The following is a 25509-nucleotide window of genomic DNA, read 5'->3' as shown; positions in this document are numbered from 1 at the left end:
GTGGAAGTCGGCCGCTCGCGCCTGACTGCAGCGCAGGCCGCCCTTGAAGCGGCGCAAGTCACCGCGCAGGATACCGGATCACGCCTTGCCCGGTTCGAGAGCGTATGGCGTCGCTCGGGCGGCCGCGCGCCCTCGCTCAACGAGATCGAGCTTGCCCGTGCCGATGCCCGCCGCGCGGACCTTGGCGTAGAGGCGGCGCGCGCCGAAGTGAAGGCCGCGCAGATCCAGTTCAAGGAAGACGAGACGCGCAAGTCCGGAGCCGAAGTGCGCGCTCCGTTCTCGGGCATACTGACCATGCGCCATGCGCAGCCGGGGCAGATGATCGGCGATCACCAGCCGCTGTTCACGATCGCGCAGGGCATCGCACCGCTGACCATCGAAGTCCCGCTCGACACCCACAGGGCAGAGCCGATCAAGGCGGGAACGCTTGCGAGTATCCGGCTCGATACCCTGCCCGACGCGCCGCAATCGGCCACGCTGACGCTGATGCGCGTATCTCCGCCGCCGCAGACCACACCGCCGCTTGCCGTCTTCACGATCGAAAAGCCCGGCCCGCAGGTCCGTCCCGGCATGAAGGCCACCGTCGAGATCGAACTGCCCGAGCGGCAGAACGTGCTGCTGGTCCCCAATGCCGCGCTGGAATTCGAGCCGGGCGCGCGTGGACCACAGCGGCGCGAGCGCATCTTCGTGCTCGACGGCGGCGAGCCGCGCCGGGTCTACGTCACCGTCGGCGCCAGCGACGGCAAGCGCACCGAAGTCTTCGCGAACGACCTCAAACCCGGCGATCGCGCGATCATCGGTTGGCGGGACGCGACGGCCGGAGGCGGCCAGTCAGGCGGATGAAAGGTTCCTCCTGCAACAATTGCCGCGTCCGTGCGTATGGGCATTCGACGGAAAATCCGAGGCAACAAGGGTAAGCAGCATTCTGAACGACGACGCGCAGATGTCGCGCCGCACGGCCATGGGGCTGATGGCGGCGCTCGCAGCGGCAAGCGCCCTGCCTGACGGGGTGAAGGCCGCGACGGGCGGTCGTCTCGGTACGCCCGAGCCGTTCTCGTGGGATCGCCTGGTGGCCCAGGCCCGCGATCTAGCCCGCAAGCCTTATGCGCCGATCGCCGAATCCACGCGCGCCGCCGCCGACTACGATGCGGCCGGGAAGCTGACTTACGGCGATGCGCCGATGGTCGCGGGCAACGTGCGGCTGTTCCCCGCCGTGCGCGGCACCGCGCCCAAGCCCGTCGTCATCTCGGTCGTCGAGGGCGGGCAGGCGCGCGCGATCGTCGATACCAGCGATCTGTTCGTCGGCGGCCACAACACCGACGCCGTAGGCTTCCGCGTCATGGACGCGACCGGCCGCAGCGACTGGCTGGCCTTTCAGGGCGCGAGCTATTTCCGCTCCTCCGGCGACCGCGACCAGTATGGCCTCTCGGCCCGCGCCATCGCCATCGACACCGGCCTTGCCACTGGCGAGGAGTTTCCCGACTTCACCCGCTTCTGGATCGAGCAGACCGGCGCCGACAGCGTACGCATCCATGCCCTGCTCGACGGGCCGAGCCTTGCCGGCGCCTATGCGTTCGATTGCCGCAAGACGGCGAATGGGGTGACGCAGGACGTCACTGCGGCGCTGTTCCTGCGCAAGGACGTCAAGCAACTGGGCCTCGGCGCTGCTTCGAGCATGTTCTGGTACGATCAGTCGAGCCCCGCCCGTACGCACGGCGACTGGCGGCCGGAAATCCACGATTCGGACGGCCTCGCGATCTGGTCGGGCAATGGCGAGCGGGTCTGGCGGCCGCTGGAAAATCCCGCGGTGGCGCGACTTCACGCGCTGCGTTCGGATTCGCCAAAGGGCTTCGGCCTGCTGCAGCGCGACCAGGCTTTCGATCACTATCAGGACGACGGCGTATTCTACGACCGTCGCCCCTCGCTCTGGGTCGAGCCCAAGGGAGACTGGGGCGCGGGCGCGGTCGGCCTCTATGAAATGCCGACGGGCAGCGAGACGCTCGACAACATCGCGCTGTTCTGGCGCCCCGACCGTCCCGCCAAGGCCGGGCAGCGCCGCGATTTCGCCTATCGGCTGACCTGGACGTCCAAGGACCCGACCATCGATGGCGGCTCACGCTGCGTCGATGTGTTCGAAGGCCCCGGCGGCAGTCCGGGTTCGCCGCCGCTGGAAGGCGTGCGCAAGTTCGTGTTCGATTTCTCCGGTCCCGCGCTGGCGGGCCTCGACCGGACCAGCGGCGTCACGCCCGATACCGACTTGCCCAAGGCTGCGGTGGTCTCCGCCGTCGCCTATCCGGTGGCGCGGTCTGACGGGCGCTGGCGAGCGATGATCGACGTGCGATCCGCCGCCCTGACCCAGCCCCAGTTCCGACTTTTTCTCAAGCGCGGCAACTCCGCGCTCAGTGAGACCGTTATCAAGGCTCTAGAATCGTGAGTGCGACGCCGATGAACCATTCGCCGATGCTTCCGGCCGAATCGCCCATGGCGATGCCGATCCAGAACCTGTGGGGCAATCCGCCCGGCGCGCGCGAGGTGAAGACCGCGCCGCACGGGATGCTGGTCAAGCGCCTGCTGCTGCTCGCGCTCACTGCCGCCATCGGCCTCGCCGCATCGAGCACGGTGCGCATGGAACTCTCGCGCGACGGGCTCGACTGGGTCGAAGCGCTGCTGCTGGTGTTCTTCGTGCCGCTGTTCTGCTGGATCTCGTTCGGCTTCGTTACCGCGACGATGGGCTTCCTCAAGCTCATCACCGGCGAGCATCCCGGCTTCACCGCGCTGCCAAGCCCGGCCTCCAGCCTGCGCCACAAGACCGCCGTGCTGATGCCGGTCTACAACGAGGGCGTCGAGGAAGTCTTCGCCCGCGTGCGTGCCATGGCCTACTCGATCGCCGAAGCCGGCGGCGCGCCGTGGATCGACTTCTTCGTCCTCAGCGATTCCAACCCCTTCCACGGCAAGCGCGAGGAAGCCGCCTGGCACGAACTGGCCGACCACGCGCCGATCAAGATCTATTACCGCCGCCGCGAGAAGAACATCGCCCGCAAGCCCGGCAACATCGCCGAATGGGTCAAGCGCTTCGGCGGCGCCTACGAGAACATGCTGGTGCTCGACGCCGATTCGATGATGAGCGGCGAGACGATCGTGGGCATGGCCTCGATCATGGAGGAGCGTCCCTCGATCGGCCTGCTCCAGACGGTGCCGATGATCACCAACGCGCGCACCCTGTTCCAACGCTGGATGCAGTTCGCGAGCGAGGCTTACGGCCCCATCGCAAGCGCCGGACTGCTGTGGTGGTCGGGCTCGGAAGCCAACTTCTGGGGCCATAACGCGATCGTGCGCACCCGCGCCTTCGCCGAAGCCTGCGGCCTTCCGGAGCTTCCCGGCAAGGCGCCGTTCGGCGGCCATATCCTCAGCCACGACATGCTTGAATCCGCCCTGCTGCGTCGGCGCGGCTGGGCGGTCCACATGGTCATGATCGGCGGTTCCTACGAGGAATTCCCGCCGACGATCATCGACATGGCGATCCGCGACCGCCGCTGGATGCAGGGCAACCTGCAGCACCTGCAGCTGCTCGGCGCCTCGGGCCTGCACTGGGCCAGCCGCCTGCACCTGCTGATCGGGGCTTCGGCCTACCTCACCTCGCCGGGCTGGCTGCTGCTGATCCTGACGATGATCGGCCAGGTCGCGACGCATGGCGATGGCGGCTTCGTCACCCTCGCCCCGCCAAGCGTGCTGGCATTGACAGTGATGCTGCTGTTCGGCCCGAAGATCATGGGGTTGATCTGGGTCCTGGCCGACGGCGAGCGGCGTCGCAGCTTCGGCGGCGGCTTCGCGGCCGTCCGCTCGGTCCTGCTGGAGACGGTACTGGCCATGCTGCTCGCACCAATCACCATGGTGACCCAGACCAAGGCACTGCTCGGCCTGCTGCTGGGCATCTCGGCGGGCTGGAACACCCAGACCCGCGATGCCCGCCGCATCACCGTGCGCGAGGTGCTGCCCGACTTGCGCGAGCACCTGCTGCTCGGCGCGGGCCTGACGGCGACCGCGTTCCTCGACATGACGACGGCGATCTGGCTCTCGCCGATCATCGTCGGCCTGTTCCTCTCGCCATGGCTCATCAGCCTGTCGTCTAGCGAGAACCTCGGCGACAAGGCGGACGCAGCCAAGGTTTTCCGCGTGCCCGAACCCGGCATCGTCGAGGCCAGCGAAGATCCGCGCAAGGAGGCCGCGATCCTCACCGAAGGTCAGTCGCTGGTCGAAGCCTGAACGAAAAACCGCGCCGCCGCTTCGGGAGCGGACGGGAAGTAGCCATGCATGTAGCTCGCCGTGAGCGAGCCGACGCGATAGAGCGCTTCCCCGTCCCGCCCGTCCGGCGTGCTGGCGCGAGCCTCCGGGACGAGCCCGGTTTCCAGCCGCGAATAATGAAACGTGTGCCCGCGCAAGGTCCCTCCCGGCAGCGCGATGTGCTGCATGCCGAGGGCGGCGAAACGCCGCTGCATCGCGGCGTGCCCCTCCAGCAATCCGAGCAGATCGGCCCGATACCCCTCTACGTCCGTCAGCGATGCACAGGCGTAGAGCATGCCCCCGCACTCGGCGAGAATCGGCCTGTCCGCCGCATGATGTGCCCGGATCGCTTCCAGCATCGGCGCATTGGCGGCAAGCGTCTGCAGATGCAGTTCCGGATAACCTCCGGGGAGCCAGATCGCCTCGCAATCGGGCAATCGCGCGTCATGAAGCGGTGAGAAGAAGGCGAGCTGCGCGCCTGCCCGTTCCAGCCATCGCAAGTTGGCGTGGTAGATGAAGGCGAAAGCCTCGTCCCGCGCGATGGCGATGCGCAGACCCCCAGATTGGGGCTTTCCTCCGGGACCTCGGGCGCCGGGAAGCTCACCGGCGGCGGCAGGTCCAGCACGGCATCAGGCAGCAGGCTCGCCGCCCGATCCAGTCGCGCGTCGAGATCCGCGACCTCGGCTGCCTGCACCAGCCCGAGGTGCCGCTCGGGCAGCGTCACTCCGGCCTCGCGCGGGAAAGTGCCGAGCCACTTCACCGACGGAGGCACGCCCTGCTCCAGCAATTCCGCGTGCCGCGCGCTGCCGACGCGGTTGGCGATCACCGCATGGACCTCCAGCCCCGGCCGATACGTCGCAAGACCGTGGACCACCGCCCCGAAAGTCTGCGCCATCGCCGATCCATCGACCACCGCAAGCACCGGAAGGCCGAAGCGCCCGGCGAGGTCGGCGGCGCTGGGATCGCCGTCGAACAGGCCCATCGCGCCTTCGACGAGGATCAGCTCGGCCTCGTGCGCCGCTTCGTGGAGAAGGGCGCGACACTGCGCTTCTCCGCACATGAAAAGGTCGAGTTGATGGACCGGCGCGCCACTCGCGACTTCGAGCACCATGGGGTCGAGGAAGTCCGGCCCAACCTTGAAAACGCGCACTTTTCTGCCCGCTTTGAGGTGCCTTCGGGCCAATGCCGCGGTCACCAGCGTCTTGCCCTGACCCGAGGACGGAGCGCTTATCAGGTAGGCCGGGCAGGCCGGGGCATCGTCTTGGCGCGGAGTGTCCATCGCCTCCGCACCTATGGTTTCCCGCAGGTTGGCGCAAGCATTGGCCTCTTGCGCGGCAGCCCGGCGCACGATACTTGCCGCGCCGCGACAGGTTCCCCGCGAGGGGATTGAAAGGGAACGCGGGTGAAATACCCGGGCTGCCCCTGCAACTGTAAGCGGAGAGCCGTTCGGCCACATGCCATTGGGGATGCAAGTCCCTGAGAAGGCGGCCGAAATGGGCGAAGACCCGTGAGCCAGGAGACCTGCCCGTCGCCGTCGTTCTTCGACCGGACAGGGTGTGCCGGACGAACGGGGAAGTCATTCCTCGCGCAACGACAGCCATCGTTCCGGCGGCCTGAGGGGGCTTGCGGGAGGTGTCGCGCTGTCTGTCCGCGCCCACTGCCCATGATCCTTCACCAGCCGGCGGAGCACCGCCGTTTGCATGAAGGAATACCAGTGAAACAGTACCTTGCCACGACCGCAGCCACCATCACGCTGCTCGTTTCGGCCTCTCCGGCGCTTGCGGACACAGCGGCACCCAACGATACCACAACGGCACCTGGCGACACCGAGAGTACACCAGGCGCGGCCGACAACATCCTCGTCAGCGCGCTTCGCACCCCCGTCGCGATCGAGCGCGTCTCCGCCACCGTGACCGTGCTGGGCGAGCCCGCGATCGTCGCCCTGCAGCCCATCGCCCTGACCGATGCCCTGCTGCGTACCCCCGGCGTCTCGATGTCGCGCAACGGCGGATACGGCACCACCACTTCTCTGCGCATCCGCGGCGCCGATGCGGGCGAGACCGTGATGGTGATCGACGGCATGCGCTTGTCCGATCCCTCGGCGACGGCGGGCGGCTACGGCTTCTCCAACCTGCTGCTCGACGACGTCGACCGCATCGAGATCCTGCGCGGGCCGCAGTCGATCCTGTGGGGCAGCGACGCGACCGGCGGTGTCGTCAACGTGCGCATCCGCCGCCCGACCGAGCCGCTCGAAGGCAGCTTCGCCGTTGAGGCGGGAACCCATGACACCGTCTCCGCCCGCGCGGGCGTGGGCGGCACCTCGGACCTCATCGACTGGCGCCTCTCCGCCTCGCGCTTCACCACCGACGGTATCTCCGCCCGCGCGAACGGGACCGAGGCCGACGGTTTCCAGCGCAGCGCCGCCAGCGGCACCGTCACGGTGCGCGTCGCCCCCGGCGTCAGCCTCGACCTGCGTGGCTACTGGGCCGACGGGAAGAACGATTTCGACGGCACTTCGGGCGACACCCTCGCTTATGGCACCACGAAGGAATGGTCGGGTTACGCCGGCCTCAACTTCGCGCTGCTGGACGGCAAGCTCGTCAACCGCGTCGCGGTGCTGCAGAACGTCACCGACCGGGAGAACTTCGACCCCACCCGCTCGATCCGCGCGATCACCTTCGACGCGCACGGCCGCCTGCGCCGCTACGAGTACCAGGGCACCTACACCTTCAGCGACGCGATCCAGGCCGTGTTCGGCGCCGAGCGCGAGGAGCAGCGGATGACCACCGCCTCGCCGACGAACTCCGCCACGCCCTATACGCTGACGCCCTACGCGGTGGACATGGACAGCCTCTACGCCGAACTGCGCGTGAGCCCGGTCAAGGGCCTCACCCTCGACGGCGGCGCGCGCTACGATCACCAGTCGCGCTTCGGCGGGCAGACCGTGTGGAGCGCGGGCGCGGCCTATACCCCCAACGAAGGCGCCACGGTGCTGCGCGCCAGCTATGACGAGGGTTTCAAGGCCCCCTCGCTCTACCAGATGTACAGCGCCTACGGCACCGCCGACCTCGCCCCGCAGAAGGCCAAGGGCTGGGAAGTGGGTGCCGAGCAGAACTTCGGCGAGGCGCTGCGCCTCACCGCCACGTGGTTCCAGCGCGACACCGACAACCTGATCGACTTCGCCTACTGCCCGACGGCTAGCGATTCAGGCGGCACGCTCCCCACCGCCTGCTACATCCCCGGCACCACGACCACGCGCTTCGGCTACTACGCCAACGTCAAGACGGCCAAGGCCAGCGGCCTGGAACTCGCCGCGTCTGCGAAGCTGGGCGTGCTGTTTGCCGAGGGCAACTACAGCTGGACCCGCGCCGAGGACCGCACCGAAGGCGCCTCGACTTATGGCCGCCAGCTGCAGCGCGTACCGCGCCACATGGCCAATGCCGAAGCGGGCATCGACCTGCCGCAAGGGCTTCGCGCCAGCGTCGCGGCGCGCTACTCGGGCGAGACCTTCAACGCCGCCACCGGCACCGCGAAGCTGGACGACTACTGGCTGATCGACTTTCGCGCGCAAGTGCGGATCAAGGAGAACCTGATGCTGCAAGGCCGCGTCGAGAACCTGACCGACAAGGACTACCAGACGGCGGCGGGTTACTCCGCGCTGGGACGGACGGTCTACGTCGGCGTGCGCAGCCGGTTCTGATGACAAGGAAGGCCCACCCCCGCCCCCTCCAGCAAGCGGGAGGAGACTTGCCCAAGACTTGGGAGCCCGCTGCCTGAAGCGGAACCGTCCTTGATAGTACCGTCGTCATTCCCGCGAAGGCGGGAACCCATCTCCCGACTTCGCCTGTTGCACCCGCATCAGTTGGGTCCCCGCCTTCGCGGGGATGACAAACTAGCTTTCAACCGCAGCAGGGCGGGCCTGCCCTCAAGAGAAACACCCCCATGCTGACCCCCGTACCTCCCGGCCCTTCGGTGGTCGTCTGCAACACCTGCCGCCACACCGCCGACGCCCGCGAGGACGAGACCGGCCAGCGGGGCGGCGCCCTGCTCGAAGCGGCGATGCGCAGCGTTCAGGCCACCGACCCGGACCTGCAGGGCGTCCAGATCCAGGCCATGCCCTGCCTCTTCGCCTGCAGCCGCCACTGCACCGTCCACGTCCGCGCACCGGGCAAGGTCGGCTACGTGCTGGGCGACTTCATGCCGGACGAAGACGCCGCCCGCGCCATCCTCGAATATGCGGCGCGCCATGCCGAAAGCGAGCACGGCCGCGTGCCCTTCAAGGAATGGCCGCAAGGCGTGAAGGGCCACTTCATCACCCGCACGCCCCCGGAAGGCTACGTCTGCACATGACCCGTTTCGCCGATCCCGCCTCCTTCGCCGCTGCCCTTGCCGCGCTGCCCGAACCCGACGAGGCCAGCCGCGCCGCCGCGCTGAACCGTCAGGCCCGCCTCACCAAGCCCACCGGCGCGCTCGGCCGACTGGAGGACATCGCGGTGTTCATGGCCGGCTGGCAAGGCTGCGAGCGGCCCGAGGCGGACCCGGTGCAGGCCGTCGTCTTCGCGGGCAATCACGGCGTCACCGCGCAGGGCGTCAGCGCCTATCCGCCGGAGGTCACCGTGCAGATGGTCGCCAACTTCGAGGCGGGCGGCGCGGCGATCAACGCGCTGACGGAGGCCTGCGGCGCGCGGCTTTCGGTGGTGGCGCTCGATCTCGACCGGCCGACCGGCGACATCACCCGCGAGGCGGCCATGAGCGCGGAGGAATGCCTCGACGCCCTGAACCGGGGCGCCGCCGCGCTGGGCGCCGATACCCGGCTGCTGCTGGTGGGCGAGATGGGCATCGGCAACACCACGCCCGCCGCCGCGCTCTGCGCCGCCGTACTGGGCGGCTCCGCGCAGGACTGGATCGGACGCGGCACCGGGATCGACGACCTCGGCCTGTCGCGCAAGGCGGTGGCGGTGGAGGCGGCCGTGGCGCTGCATTCCGGCGCCGCCATCGACGCCTTCGAGACGTTGCGCCTTCTCGGCGGGCGCGAGATCGCCGCGATGGCGGGCGCGATCCTCGCCGCGCGGCTGGCGCGAGTGCCGGTGCTGCTGGACGGGTTCATCGCCTCGGCCGCGATCCTGCCGCTGCTGCGGGACAACCCGCGTTTCACCGATCATTGCATCGCCGCACACTGCTCGGCCGAGGCGGGGCATGTGCGGCTGCTGGACAAGCTGGGGCTGGAGCCACTGCTTCACCTCGGCCTGCGGCTGGGCGAAGGCACCGGCGCTGCGCTGGCGGTGCCGATCGTGCGCGGGGCTCTGGCGACGCACAACCGGATGGCGACGTTCGACGAAGCGGCGGTGACCGATAAGGCATGAGCGGCATCGCGCTCCACCTGATGCGCCACGGCGCTCCGGCAAGGCCGGGCCTCCTGCTGGGCCACCGGGACGAGCCCGCGTTGCCGTCCGAGATCGCCCGCTGTGTCGCGCGCGCCGAGGGACTGGCGTTCGACCGCGTGGTGTCCTCGGACCTCAGCCGCACCCACGATCCCGCCGCACGCATCGCCGCCGCGCGCGGGCTGGAGCACCGCGTCGATCCCGACTGGCGCGAGCTGGATTTCGGCGACTGGACCGGCCTTGCCGCCGCGGAGGTCGACCCTGCCGCCTATGCCCGCTTCTGGCAGGACCCCGACGCCCACGCCCCGCCGGGCGGCGAGCGCTGGTCGGCCCTGCGCGCGCGGGTGGAGCGGGCGCTGGCGGGGATCACGGTGCCGAGCCTCGTGCTGACTCACGGCGGCGCGATGCGCGCGGCGCTGGCGGTACTGTTCCACATGGAGCAGCCGCAAGTCTGGGCCTTCGACCTGCCTTATGCGAGCGTGCTGAGCCTGCGCCTCTGGCCTGGCGAAGGCGCGCAGATCGTGGGGTTGAGTACATGACCCTCCCCTCCGCGCGCATGCCCCGCCCCGCCCGGCCTCCCCACCCCTCGTCATTGCGAGCGCAGCGAAGCAATCCAGGGCGGCGCAGCACTGCCCTGGATTGCTTCGCTGCGCTCGCAATGACGGTGAGGCCGGGGAAATCCTCATGAAGCACCTCGTCCTCGCCCTTCAGTTCCTCACCCGCCTGCCGCTCCCCGCCGTTCAGGCCGACGCGCAGGATTTCGCGAAGGCCATGCGCTGGTTCCCGGTCGCCGGGCTGCCGGTGGGCGCGGCGGCAGCGCTCCCATGGTGGCTGCTCCAGCCGCGCGATCCGTGGCTGGGCGCTCTGGCCGCGCTTGCCGCGTGGGTGGCGATCACCGGCGCACTGCATCTCGACGGCCTCGGCGACGTGGCGGACGGTGCGGGAGCCGCCCACGGCGACCGCGCGCGCCTCTCCGCCGTCATGGCCGACCCGCACGTAGGCAGCTTCGCCGTCGTCGCGATCGGCCTGCAACTGCTCGCCAAGCTGGTGCTGCTGCACGCGCTTACCCCCGTGCAATGGCCCGCGCTGGTCATGGTGCCGGTGCTGGCGCGCATCGCCCCGATCGGCTGGACGCTGTTCCTGCCGCCGCTCCACTCCGGCCTCGGCTCCCGCTTCCGCGAGGGCGTCGGCCGCCTGCACCTGATCGGCTGGAGCCTCGCCGCGATCCTCGCCGTCGTGCTGACCTCGCCCGCGCTGCTGGCGCTGTTCGTCGCCGTGCCGCTGTGGGGCTGGTGGCTGCGTGCGAAGCTCGGCGGCATCTCGGGCGATGGCCACGGTGCCGGGATCGAGCTGGTCGAGACCGCCCTGCTACTCGCGCTGGTGCTGCTGCCGTGACCCCCGACCTGCTCCACCACGGCGGCCGCCTGGCCGAAGCCGCGCGCCTTTACGGCGGCGATCCGGCGCAGTGGCTGGACCTCTCCACCGGCCTCAATCCCGTGCCTTGGAGCCCACCCGACAATCTGCGTATCGATTGGCACGCCCTGCCCGATCCCGAAGCGCTCGCCGCCCTCGAACGGACCGCTGCCCGCCACTTCGGCGCCGAGCCCCGCCACGTCTGCGCCGTCCCCGGCAGCGAGACCGCGCTGCGCCTCCTCGCCGGAATGCTGGACCTGCCCGGCCGCGCGCTGGCCCCCGCCTACCGCACCCATGCCGAGGCTTTCGCCCGCTCCCGCCCGATCGCCTTCGCCGCGCCAACCGAGGGTGCCGAGGCCGTCGTCCTCGCCAACCCCAACAACCCCGACGGCCTGCTGCGGGGAGCCGCCGCCGTGCTCGGCTGGCACGACGCCATCGCCGCGCAAGGCGGCTGGCTGATCGCCGACGAAGCCTTCGCCGACTGTCACCCGCAAGCCAGCGTCGCCCGCCACGTCACGGATCACCGCCGCCTCATCGTCCTGCGCTCGTTCGGCAAGTTCTTCGGCCTCGCAGGGCTACGCCTCGGTTTCGTGATCGCGCCGAGCGAAGTGCTGGACCGCCTGCGCGCCCTGATCGGCAGCTGGCCCCTCCACACCGCCGCGCTCGAACTCGGCCGCGCCGCTTATGCCGACGCCGCGTGGATAGAGCGCACCCACGCCGAACTCCCCGGCCGGGCCGCCGCGCTCGACGCGGTGCTGAAGCGCCACGGCCTGTCCCCGCAAGGCGCCTGCCCGCTGTTCCGCTACCTCTCGGGCGTGGACGCAGGCGCGCTGTTCGAGCGGCTGGCCAAGGCCCGCATCCTCACCCGTCCTTTCGCCGAGCGCCCCGACACCCTGCGCCTCGGCGTCCCTGCCGATCCCGCCGCGCTGGACCGCCTCGACCGGGCGCTCCGCCATGGCTGAACCCATCGCCGCCGCCGCACTCGCGATCGAGGCCGCGCTCGGCTGGCCCGCCCGGCTCCATGCCCTGACCGGCCACCCCGTCGGCCTCTTCGCCCGGATCATCCGCGCTTGCGAGCGCCGCCTCAACCGCCGCGACGCCTCGCCCGCACGGCGCCGCCTCGCGGGCATGCTCGCCACCGCGCTGCTCGTCGCGCTCACCGGCGGTCTCACTCTCGCGATCGAGATCGCCGTCCGCGCCCTCGCAGGCGCATGGGCCTGGCCGATCCTCGCCGTGCTCGCCTGGCCCGCGATGGCCGCGCGCAGCCTCGACGACCACGTCCGCCCGATCCGCGACGCCCTGCTGCGCGGCGACTTGCCCGAGGCACGCCGCACCGTCGGCATGATCGTCGGCCGCGACACCCGCAATCTAGACGCGCCCGCCACCGCCCGCGCCGCCATCGAGAGCCTGGCCGAGAGCTTCTGCGACGGCGTCGTCGCGCCGCTGTTCTGGCTGCTCCTGCTGGGCCTGCCAGGCGCGTGGATGCTCAAGGCGATCAACACCGCCGACAGCATGATCGGCCACCGCGAGGAGCCTTACGGCTCCTACGGCTGGGCCGCCGCGCGCCTCGACGATCTCGTCATGCTCATCCCCGCGCGGCTTGCAGGCGTGCTGCTGTGCCTCGCAGGCCTGAAAGGCTGGCGCATCATGGCCCGCGACCACGCCCGCCACGCCTCGCCCAACGCGGGCTGGCCCGAGGCGGCGATGGCCGGCGCGCTGGGCATCCGCCTCGCCGGGCCGATCGCCTACGACGGCGTGCTTGCCGACAAGCCGTGGATCGGTGAAGGCGGCATCGCGACACCGCACCACCTCTCCCGCGCGCTGACGATCTACCGGCGCGCCTGCCTGATACTGGGCCTGATATTGGGGATCATCGCTATGGGAATCGCATGGCTGGCCTGATGCTGCAGGGAACCGGCTCCGACGTCGGCAAGTCGGTGCTGGTCGCAGGGCTCTGCCGCGCCGCCGCCAACCGGGGGCTCACCGTCCTGCCGTTCAAGCCGCAGAACATGTCGAACAACGCCGCCGTCACGCCCGAGGGCGGCGAGATCGGCCGCGCGCAGGCGCTGCAGGCCATCGCCGCGCGCGCGCCGCTCCATGTCGACATGAACCCGGTGCTCCTGAAACCCCAGGCCGACCGCACCTCGCAACTGATCGTCCACGGGAAGGTGCGCGGCACGCTGGGCGCCGCCAACTTCCGCGAGGCGCGCCGTCCCTTGCTGGGCGAAGTGCTCGAAAGCTACCGCCGGCTGGAGGCGCGCTGCGACCTCGTTCTCGTCGAAGGCGCGGGCTCTCCCGCCGAGATCAACTTGCGCAGCGGCGACATCGCCAACATGGGCTTCGCGCGCGCCGCCAACGTCCCGGTGGTGCTGGCGGGCGACATCGACCGGGGCGGCGTCATCGCCGCCGTGGTCGGCACCCGCGCGGTGATCGATCCCGAGGACGCGGCGATGATCCACGGCTTCATCATCAACAAGTTCCGCGGCGATCCCGCCCTCTTCACCGACGGCTACGAGGCGATCGAGCGCCTGTCCGGCTGGCGCGGCTTCGGCGTCCTGCCGTGGGAGCCCGCCGTCGCACGGTTGCCGAGCGAGGACGCCGTGATCCTCGAACGCGGGCTCGGCGCGAAGCCGGGCAAGCTGCTGGTCGCCTGCCCGATCCTGCCGCGCATCGCCAACTTCGACGACCTCGACCCGCTGCGGCAGGAGAGCGGCGTGGACGTCGCGATGATCCCGCCCGGCACCCCGATCCCGGCCGAGGCGGCGCTGATCGTCCTGCCCGGCTCCAAGGCGACGATCGCCGACATGGCCTTCCTTCGGACACAGGGCTGGGACATCGACGTCCTCGCCCATCACCGGCGCGGCGGGGCGGTACTGGGCATCTGCGGCGGCTACCAGATGCTCGGCCGGACCATCGCCGACCCCCTCGGCATCGAGGGGCCTCCGGGCGAAGTCGCCGGGCTCGGCCTGCTCGACGTGACGACGGTGCTGGCGGGCCGCAAGACGCTGCAGCAAGTCGAGGGCACGGCGATGGACGCCCCGTTCGCAGGCTACGAGATGCACATGGGCGTGACCGAGGGCCCGACGCCGCGCGGCCTTTCGCGCGACTGGCGCAGGGCCGCGCGGACGGCGCCATCGGGCGAGACGGGCGGACTTTCGGCACCTACTGCCACGGCCTGCTCGCCAAGCCGGGCCTTCGCAGCGCCCTGCTCGCCCGCATCGGCGCGCAGTCGGACGGCTTCGACAACGACGCCCGCGTCGATGCCGCACTCGATGCGCTGGCCGAGGCGATGGAGCGCCATCTGGACATCGACGGGCTACTCGCCCTGGCGGGAGTTACCTTATGATGCGCAGCCTTCTGGTCTTGGGCGGCGCCCGTTCCGGCAAGAGCCGCCATGCGCAGGCGCGCATAGAAGCGCAGCCCGGCCGCCTTTCCTACATCGCAACCGGGCAGGCGTTCGACGGTGAAATGACCGAACGCATCGCCCGCCACCGCGAGGATCGCGGGCCGCGCTGGACCACGCTGGAGGAACCGCTCGATCTGGCAGGCGCCATCGACAGGGCCGCGCGGGAGGCGGATGCGGTGCTCGTCGACTGCCTGACACTGTGGTTATCGAACCTGATGCTGGCGGACCTGCCGCTGGACGGGCCGGTCGCGGCTTTGCAGGAGGCGATCCGCCGCTGCCCGGTCCCGCTGGCGCTGGTATCCAACGAGGTGGGCCTGAGCATCGTCCCCGAGAACGCCCTCGCCCGGCGCTTCCGCGACGAAGCGGGACGCCTGAACCAGACCATCGCCGCGACGGTCGATGAAGTCGAATTCGTCGCTGCGGGGCTGCCGCTCAAGCTGAAATAGAGAAATTCCGCCTCAATTGGGCAGTGAATGCCGCCGATCCTGCGCAAACGGATCGTGGCGATAGCCGGCTTCCCATGCGGCTCTCTGCTGGGGACTGGCGTAAGGATTGCTGGAAAGCGGAATGCCGGCCTGCGCGGCCTTGATGCCCCAGAAATGGGCACGTTGAACATTGGACAATGTGCGGCTCACGTCTTGCTGATACTGCCTGCTGCAACGCGGCAACGCACGTGCAAGCTGCAGGTCTTAACGCATGTTAACGGCAGACAGCGCCGCGGGCGCGATGAACTGCGCGGGGGCGATGAGACGTCAATGTGGGGATATGGTGCACCCGACAGGATTCGAACCTGTGGCCTCTGCCTTCGGAGGGCAGCGCTCTATCCAGCTGAGCTACGGGTGCAGTGCCAGCGCGGTTAGCAGACGCAAGCGGGGCTTGCCAGCGCCAAATGCGATGACTTGTCAGTTCTCGATATGTTCCTATGATGGCGATCATGGCCGAAGCTGATTCGCTCTCCCTCGCCCCTTCGCATGGGCATACCGCCGTGGACGTGGCTCGCGGGATCGCCCGGCTGTTCGCCCGCAACGGCATCTGGTGCATGCCGGAAATGCCGCTGCGCTGCGGACGGCGGGCCGATCTCATGGGGATCGACGCCAAGGGGCACGTCATCATCGTCGAGATCAAGGTGGCGCGCGCGGACCTGCTCGGCGACGGCAAGTGGACCGACTATCTCGACTACTGCGACCGGTTCTACTGGGGGCTCTCTCCTTTGCTGGACCGCAGCCCGCTGGAGAGCGAGGCGTTCCTGCCCGACAGTTGCGGGGTGATCGTGGCCGATGGCTACGACGCGGAAATCCTGCGCCCCGCTCCCCTGCGCCAGCTTGCCGCCGCCCGGCGCAAGGTGGAGACCGAGCGGCTGGCGCGTGCCTCGCTGCGGCGGCTGGTGACGCTGGGCGATCCACATACGCTGCAGTGGGGGAATGAAGGTGGTTGAGGCCGAAGCTAAGCTGGAACAAAACTTGCCCTTGGCACGTCATTGCGAGCGCAGCGAAGCAATCCAGGGCGGCTCTACACTGCCCTGGATTGCTTCGCTGCGCTCGCAATGACGAAGAGGGCTCAACTGCACCGCCTCGATTTTCGCAGCGAGTGGGCACTTCTGCAACTTATCCGCAATTTTCTTGCGCTTTGCCGTAATTCACACTAAGTGACCCGCCAGCAACCGGCGTGCGGGGTCCGCCCCGCCGCAATCCGAGAGCAGCGTGAGGTCGCGGCATCCAGCCAAGACCGGCCCGGACTGGCGGTTGCGACCAACTAGCTTCCTTCCTCACGCAGGGTCGCCGCAACGACACCTCGCTGTGCGCGCGCCTTTTTTCAAAAGCCTTGCGCGCCCCGCACTTTTGAAAGTGACGCATGTCCTATTTCTCCGAACTTGGCCTCGCCGAGCCGATCCTCCGCGCGCTCGCCGTCAAGGGTTACACCGATCCCTCGCCTATCCAGCGCAAGGCGATCCCCTCGCTGCTCGAAGGCCGTGACCTCCTCGGCATAGCGCAGACCGGCACCGGCAAGACCGCCGCGTTCTCGCTGCCTTCGCTCCACCGCCTCGCGCAGGACCCCAAGCCGCGCCAGAACGCCGGCTGCCGCATGCTGGTGCTCTCGCCCACCCGCGAACTCGCCGCGCAGATCGCCGAGAACATGCGCGGCTACGCGAAGTTCCTGAACCTGACGGTCCAGTGCATCTTCGGCGGCGTGCCCGTGGGCAAGCAGGCCCGCGCGCTGGAGCGCGGCGTCGACATCCTCGTCGCCACCCCCGGCCGCCTACTCGACCTGATCGACCAGCGCGCGCTGACGCTGCGCCACGTCGAGATCTTCGTCCTCGACGAAGCCGACCAGATGATGGACCTGGGCTTCATCGTCCCGCTCAAGCGCGTCGCCGCGCTGCTGCCCAAGACGCGCCAGAGCCTGTTCTTCTCGGCCACCATGCCGCAGGCGATCGCCGACCTCGGCCGCCAGTTCATCAACGACCCGGTCAAGGTCGAAGTGGCGCCGCAGTCGACCACCGCCGAGCGCGTCGAACAGTTCGCCACCCACATCAACCAGGCCGAGAAGCAGGCGCTGCTGACCCTCTCGCTGCGCGCGGGCCTTGCGCCTGACGCCGAGGAGAAGGCATCGCACGGCGCCATCGACCGCGCTCTGGTGTTCACCCGCACCAAGCACGGCGCCGACCGCGTCGTGCGCCACCTCGTCGCCGCCGGCATCCCGGCCGCCGCGATCCACGGCAACAAGAGCCAGGCCCAGCGCACCGCCGCCCTCGGCGGCTTCCGCCAGGGCACCGTGCGCGTCCTCGTCGCCACCGACATCGCCGCGCGCGGCATCGACGTCTCGGGCGTTTCGCACGTCTATAACTTCGAGATCCCGAACGTCGCGGAACAGTATGTCCACCGCATCGGCCGCACCGCGCGCGCCGGCGCCACCGGCGTCGCGATCAGCTATGTCGCGCCGGACGAAAAGCCATACATCCGCGACATCGAGCGCCTGACCCGCGTGAAGCTCGACCCGCTGGCGCTGCCGGAAGACTTCCAGAACCAGGCCGCACGCCTGCCCGCACCCTCGCGCAAGGTGGAGCAGCCGCAGGGCGAGCGCCGCCAGGGCGGCGGCGGACAGCGCGGCGGCAACGGCGGCGGCCGTGGCGGCCAGCCGCGCCGCGATGGCCAGCGCAGTGACCGTCCGCAAGGCGAGCGTCGTGAAGGCGGCGAAGGCGAAGGCGAGCGCAAGCGTCGCTTCCGTCCGCGCGGCCCCAAGGGGCTGGGCGCGCACAAGGGTGCGGTGAAGCGCGCAGGGTAAGATGAAATAAAGGGAATCTGGGGCCATTGCCCCAGACCCCGTTACTGTCGTCGTTGTTCGCGCAGCTACCTAGCGCGCTCCCTGCAATGGGCAGCACCGCGAAGCTGCGCGCGTGACCACGGCAGTATGGGGGTCTGGGGCCTTTGGCCCCGGGTTTCCTCTTTTTATCTTCCCCTTCCCCTCCTGAGGGCATACTCCCCGCGCCCATGGCGCTCGACGCTCCCCTTGTTGCGGTGCTTGTTTCCGCCTTTGCCATGACGGCAATCGTGGGCGTCCGTTATCTCCTCACGTCCGGCCTGTTCGCCTGGATCACTGCGCGAGTGCGGCCCGGCCATTACAAGGGCTTGGACCGCCAGATCCGCGGCGAGATCGCATGGTCGCTCGCCTCGGCCGCGATCTACGGCATTCCCTCAGGCGTCGTCGCATGGGGCTGGCGCGAGCATGGCTGGACGCGCATCTATACCGATGTGCACGACCGGCCGCTCTGGTGGCTGCCGGTTTCGGTGCTCGTCTACCTTTTGCTCCACGACACGTGGTTCTATTGGACCCATCGCTGGATGCACCGGCCACGGGTATTCCGCATCGCCCATGCCGTCCATCACGCCAGCCGCCCGCCGACGGCATGGGCGGCGATGAGCTTCCATCCCGTCGAGGCATTGACCGGGGCCGTGGTGATCCCGGCACTGGTGCTGCTCGTGCCGATCCACGTCGGCGCGCTGGGCGTGGTGCTGACGATCATGACGGTGATGGGGATCACCAATCACATGGGCTGGGAGATGTTTCCCCGTGCCCTCGTTCATTCGCCGCTCGGGCGCTGGCTCATTACCGCCAGCCATCACCAACGGCACCATGAAAGCTATCGATGCAACTACGGCCTCTATTTCCGCCACTGGGACCATCTGTGCGGCACCGATGCCGGACTGTCACAGGCGTTCTCGCGGCCCTAAGCCTGGTCGTATTGCTGGCCGGGGCGACGGCGCCGCAGAACACGGACGTGTCGGTTTCGGTGACGGACATGCGCTCGGCAAAGGGGCAGGTGCTGGCCTGCCTGACGACGCGGCCCGATGCTTTTCCCGATTGCGAGAAGGACCCGCAGGCCCGCAAGCTGACGGTCCCGGCGGCAAGCGACCTCCATTTGGACTTCGGCGCGGTGCCGCAGGGCCGCTATGCAGTGTCGCTGATTCACGACGAGAACGGCAACGGCAAGCTCGACACCCGGCTGATGATCCCGCGCGAAGGCTACGGCTTTTCACGCGACGCGCCGGTGCGCATGGGACCGCCGAAGTTCGCGCAGGCCGCGTTCGATGTCGCGGGGGAACCTGTCCGCCTGGCGATCCGGATGCGATATCTGCTCTGACCGACTTGCCCCCGCCACCGCCGCGCCTTACGCCTGAAGTGTGAGACGGGAAGAGGACAGGATCGAGGAGGCCGTCGAAAAGACGGTCGAGGTGGCAACGGCGGACCTCGTGCCGCCTCCGCCGACGGGCGCGTTCTCGCCTTTTCGCTATCCGGTGTTCCGCGCGATCTGGACCGCCAACTTGTTCTCGAACCTCGGCGGCACGCTGCAGGGCGTTGCGGCCGCCTGGATGATGACCGAGCTGACCGCCTCGCACCAGCTCGTCGCGCTGGTGCAGGCATCGGCGACGGTTCCGATCATGCTGTTCGGCGTCTTCGCGGGCGCCATCGCCGACAACTATGACCGCCGCCTCGTCATGCTGACCGCGCAAGTGGGGATGCTGGTGGTCTCGGCCGCGCTGGCGGCGATGGCCTACGCGCACATGCTGACGCCGTTCCTGCTGCTGGCCTTCACGCTGAGCGTCGGCATCGGCACTGCGCTGAACTCCCCGGCATGGCAGGCCTCGGTGCGCCAGCAGGTGGAGCCGCGCGAGCTGCCGCAGGCGATCGCGCTCAACTCGATCTCCTTCAACATCGCCCGTTCGGTCGGCCCGGCGCTGGGCGGATTGCTGATTTCCATTTGGGACGTATCGTTCGCCTTCGCTTTCAATGCGATAAGCTACATCGGCCTGATCGGCGTGCTGCTGTGGTGGAAGCCGCCGCCGCGCCAGATCGAGCGCCGCCCGATCCTGCCCGCCGTGGGCGTCGGCATCCGTTACTGCGCCACCAACCCGCAGCTACGCCGCATTCTGGCGCGCTGCTTCGCGCTCGGGTTCAGCCTTGCCGCCTACCAGTCGCTGCTGCCGACCGTGGTGAACGGCCCGATCCATGGCGATGAGCTGGACTACGGGTTGATGCTCGGCCTGTTCGGCATCGGCTCGATCACCGCCGCCCCGCTGACCGGGCCGATCCGCCGCAGGATCGGGCTCGAGGGCATTCTCGCGATGGGCGCGGCGATGTTCGTGTTCTCGCTGTCGCTGATCGCCGAGGTGGACCGCATCGCCTACGCCCTGCCCGCCGCCTTCGTATCGGGCATGGCCTGGGTGATGATCCTCACCACGCTGAATACGGCAGTGCAGCTGCGTTCCCCGGACGCGATCCTCGGCCGCTGCCTGTCGATATACCAGGCGGTGACCTTCGGCGGCATGGCGCTGGGATCGTGGACCTGGGGCATGCTGGCCGACTGGAAGGACCTGCCCTTCGCCCTGCATGCCGGATCGATCTTCCTGATCGTCTCCTTCGTGGCCCTGCGCATCCTCGCCCCGCTGCCCAAGCCGGGCGAGGGAATCGTCAAGCAGGCCTGATGATTCCGGCAAGCTCCACGGGCGCAACTTAATCCTTATTACACCAAGTTGCGCCAGAACCGGCCCTCTACAGGGGCGAGTCGGGATTCGACATGGACAGTTTACACGGCGAGTTTTCGGGTGAAGGCGATTCCGAAGGGGACGACGTCACCGCCGCCGCCCCGGTCGCCAAGCCGGGCAACGACGAGCGCCGCATGCAGGTGCGGGCCTACAATTTCTGGGCGAGCCTGCTGGGGGAGAAGACCTTCCCCGACATCGCCGATCTCGATCCCGCCAACTTGCCCGATTTCGGCCCGCGCAGCGTCCTACTCGATTTCACGGACGGGATCGAAGATCCCGCCATCGCCTATGTCGGCGCGATGCTGGTGCAGGAGTGCGACGCGCAAGGGACGATCCGTCGCCTTGCCGATGTGCCCAGCGGCTCGCTGCTCTCCCGCATCACCGACCACTACATGCAGATCCTCGCCAATGAGGCGCCGATCGGGTTCGAGGCCGAGTACGTCAACCCGCAGGGCATGACGGTGCTCTATCGCGGCATCCTGATGCCCTTTTCGCGCGACGGGCGGCGGATCGACTACATCTACGGCGTCATCAACTGGAAGGAGAGCGCCGAGCCGCTGCCTCCCCGCCGCCAGTCGAGCGACGACGAAGAGGAAAGCCGCCCCGCCATGCTGCGTGCACCCGAACCGCTGACCGACTGGGCGGACGGGCCTGCGGATTTCGGCAGTGGCGACTTCTCACTCCCCGCGATCGATGCCTATACCCCGATGGAGCTGCCGAGCCCCGGCTTCTCCTTCGAGGTCGAGCCGACCTCCTTCGTCGATCACGAGATGGGCCTCGCCGACTGGCTCGCTTCCGCGCGCGAACTGGCGCTGCTGGCCCGGCGCAGCGAGGAACGCTCGCACCAGGCGCTCTACGACGCGATCGGCCGCGCCCACGACTTCGCGCTGGCGGCGCGGGATGCCCCGGAAGATCTCGCCGAACTGATCGAGGATGCGGGGCTGAAAGCGCAGGAACGCGCGCCGCTGTTGCCGCTGGTCAAGCTCGTGTTCGGCGCCGACTATGACAAGACCCGCCTGACCGAGTTCGCCACCGTCATCGCCCATGCCGGACGGATCGGCCTCGCGGTCGGCACGCTCTCCGCGCATCTCGCGGCGACGCCCGGCGGCGTGAAGGCGCTGGTCCGCGAGGAACGCCGCCTGCGCCGCGAGGAAGCGGGGAGCGTCCCCGCGAATGCCCGTGAACGCCTCGCCAGCGAACTGCGCGCGATCGAGGCACGCCCGCTGGCGGAACTCGATGGGAGCGGCGAGGAATTCACCGTGCTCGTTGCGCGGCGGCTGCCCGGCGGGGAGATCGTGCTGGTCGGCGAAGTCAGCGACGACGAAGCGCTGCTGCAACGTGCGGCGCGGCGGTTGCTGGGCTGAACCACCCTCGTCATTGCGAGCGTAGCGAAGCAATCCAGGGCAACACTACGCCGCCCTGGATTGCTTCGCTACGCTCGCAATGACGAAAGAGGCGTGGGCCTCGACACCTCCACCCCAACCGTGCATGCATGCGGCTTCATCGCCGGTTAAGCCCCCGGGGTCCCCAAGAGAACCGATGCCCAAGCTGCGACTACCTGCCCTGCTGTTCGCGATTCCCGCGCTGCTCGGGGCCTGCGCCGCTTCCGCCTCCGCCCAGTCGATCCTGCGCGATGCCGAAACCGAAGCGCTGCTGCGCGACATGGCCGCGCCGCTGGTCAAGGCCTCGGGCCTGAGGCCGGGCGACGTCGACATCGTCCTCGTCAACGATTCCTCGGTCAATGCCTTCGTCGCGGGCGGGCAGGCGGTCTACGTCAATTCCGGGCTCATCGACGAGGCGGACACCGCCGCCGAAGTGCAGGGCGTGGTCGCGCACGAACTCGGCCACGTGACCGGCGGCCATGCGGTGCTCAACATGGGCGGCAAGGGCGCGACCAATATCTCGCTGCTCTCGCTCCTGCTCGGCGCGGCGGCGGCGGCTGCGGGCGGCGGCGAGGCGGCGATGGGCGTCATCATGGCCGGCCAGCAGGCGGCGATGGGCAAGTACCTCGCCTATAACCGCTCGCAGGAAGCCTCGGCCGACGCGGCGGGCGCGCAGTATCTGTCGAAGGCCGGGATCAGCGGGCGCGGCTCGATCGCCTTCTTCGAGAAGCTCCAGAACATGGAGTTCCGCTACGGCTACCGCCCCAAGGACGGCGACGAGTTCTACTCCAGCCACCCCCTTACCGGCGACCGCATCGCCACGCTCAAGGATACCTACGAGAAGGACGCCGCCTGGGAAAAGCCGGACGACGCGGCGATCCAGAAACGCTTCCTGCGCGCCAAGGCCAAGCTCTTCGGTTTCCTCGCCGAGCCTTATCAGGTCCTGCGCAAGTACCCGATGACCGACAACTCGGTCCCCGCTCGTTACGCCCGCGCCTATGCCTTCCATCGCGAATCGAAGTTCGCCGAGGCCCGCGCCGAAACCGAGGCGCTGATCACCACCGATCCGAACGATCCCTATTTCCTGGAACTCGACGGCCAGATCCTGCTCGAGGCGGGCAAGCCGGCCGAAGCGCTGCCGATGCTGCGCAAGGCCAACACGATTTCCGGCAACACGCCGCTGATCGCCACCCTTTTCGGACACGCCCTGATGGCGACCGAGGACCGGGCGAACTACAAGGAAGCGCAGGAAGTCCTCAAGACCGCCGCCGCGCGCGACCGGGAAAACCCCTTTACCTGGTATCAGCTGGGCATGATCTACGCCGCCAACGGCGACATGCCCCGCGCCTACCTCGCCAGCGCCGAGCAGCAGGTGCTTTCCGACCGCATGGAGGAAGCGCTGCGCAGCGCCCAGGCGGCCGAAGCGGGCCTCCCGCAAGGCTCGCCCGACTGGATCCGCGCGCAGGACATCGAGATGCAGGCACGTGCCGAACTGGAACGCGACAAGAAGCGGCGCTAGATGGCTTCGAAATGCTCCCCTTTATCCCCCACCCTTTCGTCATTGCGAGCGCAGCGAAGCAATCCAGGGCGGTTTGCGCTGCCCTGGATTGCTTCGCTGCGCCCGCAATGACGAAGTGTTGTCAGAAACAGGCGTCGGCCGAGTTGGCTGCCCCCAAGCACTACGGAAACGTTCTGGAATCATGAGTACAGCCGGCAAGTTCGCAATGGGCATCGTGGGACTGGCCGTCGTCGGCGGCGCAGGCTGGTACGGCGGCCGCATCGCCGTGCAGCACGTGGTCCACGACTATATCCTCGAAAACCCCGAAATCCTGCCACAAGCCATGGACGAACTGCGCCGCCGCGAGGCCGCCAAGGCGCTCGGCGGAGTCCGTCAGGCGGTCGAGACGCCCTTCCCCGGCGCCGTGCTCGGCAATCCGAACGGCAAGGTCACGCTGGTCGAGTTCTCCGACTATGCCTGCGGTTACTGCCGCCAGAGCCTGCCCGACGTCGCCCAGCTGATCGCGAAGAACCCGGACCTGCGGATCGTCGTGCGCGAACTGCCGATCATCAGCCCGCACAGCCCCGATGCCGCGAAGATGGCCCTGGCCGCCGCCGAGCAAGGCAAGTACGCCCAGTTCCATGATGCCATGTACAAGGCCGGGCAGGTCGATGCGCCCACCATCGAGGCAGTCGCCAAGTCCATCGGCCTCGACATGGACCGCGCCCGCCGCATCGCCGCCAGCCCGACGGTGGAGGCCGAGCTTGGTCGCAGCATGGAAATGGCCCAGCGCCTCGGCTTCTCCGGCACCCCCAGCTGGATCGCGGGCGACAAGCTCATTCCCGGCGCGGTCGGCTTCGATCAGTTGTCGGAAGCCGTGAAGGCCGCACGTGGCGCATGATTTGAAACCTTTGCAAGATCGTCTAGGCTCTTCCGCATGAGCGTCCTGCCGATCCAGCCCATCCCCTTCTTCGCCAACAAGGACCGCGCGTTCTGGCGCCTGCAGCTGATCGGCTGGGGCGGCGCACTGATCCTGCGCTCGATGTCGTTGCTGGCCAACAACCTGCCGCTGACCGCGCTGGTACAGCCCGTCATCGCCACCATCACCGGCTTCTCCATCTCGCTGGTGCTCTCCGTGATCTACCGCACGCTCATCAGGAAGCGGGCGCTGGTCACGTGGGGCCTGACGGTACTGGCGCTGCCGGTAGCGGTGGCGCTGCATGCGTTCATCGACGGCTGGGTCATTTCTCTATGGCGGGTCGATGCCGACACCAGTTTCGCGCAGATCTTCGTGGGCGTGTTCTACCTCGACGCGACGCTGCTCGGCGCCTGGACTGCGCTCTATTACATGGTGAACTTCTACCTTCAGGTCGAAGAGCAGAACGACCAGCTGATCCGGCTGGAGAACCAGGCCACCAGCGCCCAGCTGGCGATGCTGCGCTACCAGCTGAACCCGCATTTCCTGTTCAACACGCTGAACTCGATCTCGACGCTGGTGCTGCTCAAGCAGACCGAGCCAGCCAACGCGATGCTGTCGCGCCTGTCGTCGTTCCTGCGCTATACGCTCATCAACAAGCCCTCCGCGCGCGTCACCGTGGAGCAGGAGGTCGAGACCCTCCAGCTCTACCTCGACATCGAGCGGATGCGCTTCGAGGAACGACTGCGCACCACCTTCAACATCGATGCTGCCACTACAGCCGGGCTGCTGCCCTCGCTGCTGCTCCAGCCGCTGGTCGAGAATGCGATCAAGTACGCCGTCAGCCAGCAGGAAGCCGGGGCCGAGATCACCGTCGACACGCAACTCATCGGGCCGATGCTTCGCATCACCGTCTCGGACACCGGGCCGGGCTTGCAAAGTCCCACGACCGACAACAGGCTATCGGGCATGACCTACGATGGAGGGAGCCGGTTTCCACCGGCGTGGGATTGTCCAACATCCGCGACCGCCTGTCGCAGGCCTATGGCGAGAACCACCGTTTTGAAACGATCGAACCGCTGGAAGGCGGCTTCGCAGTCGTGATAGAACTCCCTTTCGAGCGCCGCGAAACCACCGAGGACATGTCCGAACCAGCGCGTCAGCCCGTTCAGATGGCGCGATGAAACAATC

General features: G+C 68.6%; 21 protein-coding genes, 1 tRNA gene, 3 pseudogenes and 1 riboswitch (1 of these 26 cut by a window edge). Of the genes and pseudogenes, 21 read left to right on the top strand and 4 right to left on the bottom strand.

Going from position 1 to position 25509, the window contains the following annotated elements:
• The 3 genes from KZO24_RS16140 to mdoH form a co-directional block, all read left to right on the top strand.
• Positions 1 to 843, top strand: the 3' portion of a protein-coding gene (locus KZO24_RS16140; protein WP_486486584.1) for an efflux RND transporter periplasmic adaptor subunit. Its footprint begins 117 nt before the window's first position; the window shows 843 of its 960 coding nt (coding positions 118–960); its start codon lies off the left edge, out of view; its stop codon occupies positions 841 to 843.
• Between the two features lie 100 nt (positions 844 to 943).
• Entirely contained in the window at positions 944 to 2434 is a 1491-nt protein-coding gene (locus KZO24_RS16135) for an OpgD/OpgG family glucan biosynthesis protein (protein WP_271182703.1), read from the top strand.
• Positions 2435 to 2445: 11 nt separating this feature from the next.
• Positions 2446 to 4263, top strand: coding sequence for a glucans biosynthesis glucosyltransferase MdoH (gene mdoH / locus KZO24_RS16130; RefSeq protein WP_285019533.1), 1818 nt, complete (start codon positions 2446 to 2448; stop codon positions 4261 to 4263).
• Here mdoH and KZO24_RS16125 read toward each other — a convergent pair.
• Both KZO24_RS16125 and KZO24_RS16120 read right to left on the bottom strand, forming a co-directional pair.
• Complete coding sequence (locus KZO24_RS16125) at positions 4242 to 4781, bottom strand: hypothetical protein (protein ID WP_486486583.1); 540 nt, start codon at positions 4779 to 4781, stop codon at positions 4242 to 4244. The two genes, mdoH and KZO24_RS16125, sit on opposite strands and share 22 nt — an antisense overlap.
• Positions 4782 to 5041: 260 nt before the next feature.
• A pseudogene (locus KZO24_RS16120) lies at positions 5042 to 5560 on the bottom strand (nucleotide-binding protein); the annotation flags it as partial.
• Positions 5561 to 5632: 72 nt separating this feature from the next.
• Positions 5633 to 5824, top strand: a riboswitch (cobalamin riboswitch).
• 171 nt (positions 5825 to 5995) lie between these two features.
• Here KZO24_RS16120 and KZO24_RS16115 point away from each other — a divergent pair.
• From KZO24_RS16115 to cobU, 9 genes and pseudogenes are all read left to right on the top strand, one after another.
• A complete protein-coding gene (locus tag KZO24_RS16115) occupies positions 5996 to 7981 on the top strand; it encodes a TonB-dependent receptor plug domain-containing protein (RefSeq protein WP_271182700.1) in 1986 nt (661 codons plus the stop codon).
• 242 nt (positions 7982 to 8223) lie between these two features.
• Complete coding sequence (locus KZO24_RS16110; RefSeq protein WP_271182699.1) at positions 8224 to 8631, top strand: DUF1636 domain-containing protein; 408 nt, start codon at positions 8224 to 8226, stop codon at positions 8629 to 8631.
• Positions 8628 to 9644 (top strand): nicotinate-nucleotide--dimethylbenzimidazole phosphoribosyltransferase, encoded by a 1017-nt coding sequence (gene cobT, locus KZO24_RS16105; RefSeq protein ID WP_271182698.1) that lies wholly within the window; start codon positions 8628 to 8630, stop codon positions 9642 to 9644. The genes KZO24_RS16110 and cobT overlap by 4 nt, the downstream gene beginning before the upstream one ends.
• Positions 9641 to 10201: a histidine phosphatase family protein gene (locus KZO24_RS16100; protein ID WP_271182697.1), complete on the top strand. Its 561-nt coding sequence runs from the start codon at positions 9641 to 9643 to the stop codon at positions 10199 to 10201. Before cobT ends, KZO24_RS16100 begins: the two co-directional genes overlap by 4 nt.
• Before the next feature lie 145 nt (positions 10202 to 10346).
• Complete coding sequence (gene cobS, locus KZO24_RS16095) at positions 10347 to 11057, top strand: adenosylcobinamide-GDP ribazoletransferase (protein ID WP_271182696.1); 711 nt, start codon at positions 10347 to 10349, stop codon at positions 11055 to 11057.
• A complete protein-coding gene (locus KZO24_RS16090) occupies positions 11054 to 12037 on the top strand; it encodes a threonine-phosphate decarboxylase (protein ID WP_271182695.1) in 984 nt (327 codons plus the stop codon). The genes cobS and KZO24_RS16090 overlap by 4 nt, the downstream gene beginning before the upstream one ends.
• Positions 12030 to 12977, top strand: a complete 948-nt coding sequence (gene cbiB, locus KZO24_RS16085) for an adenosylcobinamide-phosphate synthase CbiB (RefSeq protein ID WP_285019537.1) — start codon at positions 12030 to 12032, stop codon at positions 12975 to 12977. The genes KZO24_RS16090 and cbiB overlap by 8 nt, the downstream gene beginning before the upstream one ends.
• Positions 12965 to 14421, top strand: a pseudogene (locus KZO24_RS16080) (cobyric acid synthase). Before cbiB ends, KZO24_RS16080 begins: the two are co-directional and overlap by 13 nt.
• Positions 14421 to 14927: a bifunctional adenosylcobinamide kinase/adenosylcobinamide-phosphate guanylyltransferase gene (gene cobU / locus KZO24_RS16075; RefSeq protein ID WP_271182692.1), complete on the top strand. Its 507-nt coding sequence runs from the start codon at positions 14421 to 14423 to the stop codon at positions 14925 to 14927. Before KZO24_RS16080 ends, cobU begins: the two are co-directional and overlap by 1 nt.
• A gap of 12 nt (positions 14928 to 14939) precedes the next feature.
• Here the strand turns inward: cobU and KZO24_RS16070 are convergent, their stop codons facing one another.
• Both KZO24_RS16070 and KZO24_RS16065 read right to left on the bottom strand, forming a co-directional pair.
• Complete coding sequence (locus tag KZO24_RS16070) at positions 14940 to 15116, bottom strand: ribosome modulation factor (RefSeq protein WP_155986223.1); 177 nt, start codon at positions 15114 to 15116, stop codon at positions 14940 to 14942.
• A gap of 131 nt (positions 15117 to 15247) precedes the next feature.
• A tRNA-Arg gene (locus KZO24_RS16065) sits at positions 15248 to 15324 on the bottom strand.
• 91 nt (positions 15325 to 15415) lie between these two features.
• On the opposite strand from KZO24_RS16065, the gene KZO24_RS16060 reads away from it, so the two are divergent.
• The 9 genes and pseudogenes from KZO24_RS16060 to KZO24_RS16020 all read left to right on the top strand — a co-directional run bounded on the left by KZO24_RS16060 (position 15416) and on the right by KZO24_RS16020 (position 25502).
• A complete protein-coding gene (locus KZO24_RS16060; protein WP_271182653.1) occupies positions 15416 to 15916 on the top strand; it encodes an MmcB family DNA repair protein in 501 nt (166 codons plus the stop codon).
• Positions 15917 to 16332: 416 nt separating this feature from the next.
• The gene (locus KZO24_RS16055; protein WP_271182652.1) at positions 16333 to 17763 is read left to right on the top strand and encodes a DEAD/DEAH box helicase; all 1431 of its coding nucleotides are present in this window, start codon (positions 16333 to 16335) and stop codon (positions 17761 to 17763) included.
• 206 nt (positions 17764 to 17969) lie between these two features.
• Positions 17970 to 18710 (top strand): sterol desaturase family protein, encoded by a 741-nt coding sequence (locus KZO24_RS16050; protein ID WP_271182651.1) that lies wholly within the window; start codon positions 17970 to 17972, stop codon positions 18708 to 18710.
• 11 nt (positions 18711 to 18721) lie between these two features.
• A complete protein-coding gene (locus KZO24_RS16045; RefSeq protein ID WP_036525568.1) occupies positions 18722 to 19120 on the top strand; it encodes a DUF2141 domain-containing protein in 399 nt (132 codons plus the stop codon).
• 40 nt (positions 19121 to 19160) lie between these two features.
• Positions 19161 to 20462, top strand: a complete 1302-nt coding sequence (locus KZO24_RS16040; RefSeq protein WP_271182650.1) for an MFS transporter — start codon at positions 19161 to 19163, stop codon at positions 20460 to 20462.
• A 92-nt stretch (positions 20463 to 20554) separates the two neighbouring features.
• The gene (locus KZO24_RS16035) at positions 20555 to 21886 is read left to right on the top strand and encodes a PAS domain-containing protein (protein ID WP_271182649.1); all 1332 of its coding nucleotides are present in this window, start codon (positions 20555 to 20557) and stop codon (positions 21884 to 21886) included.
• Positions 21887 to 22061: 175 nt separating this feature from the next.
• On the top strand, positions 22062 to 23423 hold the full coding sequence (locus tag KZO24_RS16030) for a M48 family metalloprotease (protein WP_271182648.1): 1362 nt from the start codon (positions 22062 to 22064) through the stop codon (positions 23421 to 23423).
• A gap of 181 nt (positions 23424 to 23604) precedes the next feature.
• Complete coding sequence (locus tag KZO24_RS16025) at positions 23605 to 24303, top strand: DsbA family protein (RefSeq protein ID WP_248006054.1); 699 nt, start codon at positions 23605 to 23607, stop codon at positions 24301 to 24303.
• Positions 24304 to 24339: 36 nt separating this feature from the next.
• Positions 24340 to 25502: pseudogene (locus tag KZO24_RS16020) on the top strand (sensor histidine kinase).
• Positions 25503 to 25509: the final 7 nt, after the last annotated feature.

Source organism: Novosphingobium sp. NFX11, assembly GCF_057376415.1.
This window is presented reverse-complemented; position numbering and strand designations above follow the sequence as displayed.

Bases quoted from the DNA above. Each gene is read 5' to 3' on its own strand.
- KZO24_RS16135 (WP_271182703.1), top strand. From the start codon at position 944: ATGTCGCGCCGCACGGCCATGGGGCTGATGGCGGCGCTCGCAGCGGCA.
- mdoH (WP_285019533.1), top strand. From the start codon at position 2,446: ATGAACCATTCGCCGATGCTTCCGGCCGAATCGCCCATGGCGATGCCG.
- KZO24_RS16110 (WP_271182699.1), top strand. From the start codon at position 8,224: ATGCTGACCCCCGTACCTCCCGGCCCTTCGGTGGTCGTCTGCAACACC.
- cobT (WP_271182698.1), top strand. From the start codon at position 8,628: ATGACCCGTTTCGCCGATCCCGCCTCCTTCGCCGCTGCCCTTGCCGCG.
- KZO24_RS16100 (WP_271182697.1), top strand. From the start codon at position 9,641: ATGAGCGGCATCGCGCTCCACCTGATGCGCCACGGCGCTCCGGCAAGG.
- cobS (WP_271182696.1), top strand. From the start codon at position 10,347: ATGAAGCACCTCGTCCTCGCCCTTCAGTTCCTCACCCGCCTGCCGCTC.
- cbiB (WP_285019537.1), top strand. From the start codon at position 12,030: ATGGCTGAACCCATCGCCGCCGCCGCACTCGCGATCGAGGCCGCGCTC.
- cobU (WP_271182692.1), top strand. From the start codon at position 14,421: ATGCGCAGCCTTCTGGTCTTGGGCGGCGCCCGTTCCGGCAAGAGCCGC.
- KZO24_RS16060 (WP_271182653.1), top strand. From the start codon at position 15,416: ATGGCCGAAGCTGATTCGCTCTCCCTCGCCCCTTCGCATGGGCATACC.
- KZO24_RS16055 (WP_271182652.1), top strand. From the start codon at position 16,333: ATGTCCTATTTCTCCGAACTTGGCCTCGCCGAGCCGATCCTCCGCGCG.
- KZO24_RS16050 (WP_271182651.1), top strand. From the start codon at position 17,970: ATGGCGCTCGACGCTCCCCTTGTTGCGGTGCTTGTTTCCGCCTTTGCC.
- KZO24_RS16035 (WP_271182649.1), top strand. From the start codon at position 20,555: ATGGACAGTTTACACGGCGAGTTTTCGGGTGAAGGCGATTCCGAAGGG.
- KZO24_RS16030 (WP_271182648.1), top strand. From the start codon at position 22,062: ATGCCCAAGCTGCGACTACCTGCCCTGCTGTTCGCGATTCCCGCGCTG.
- KZO24_RS16025 (WP_248006054.1), top strand. From the start codon at position 23,605: ATGAGTACAGCCGGCAAGTTCGCAATGGGCATCGTGGGACTGGCCGTC.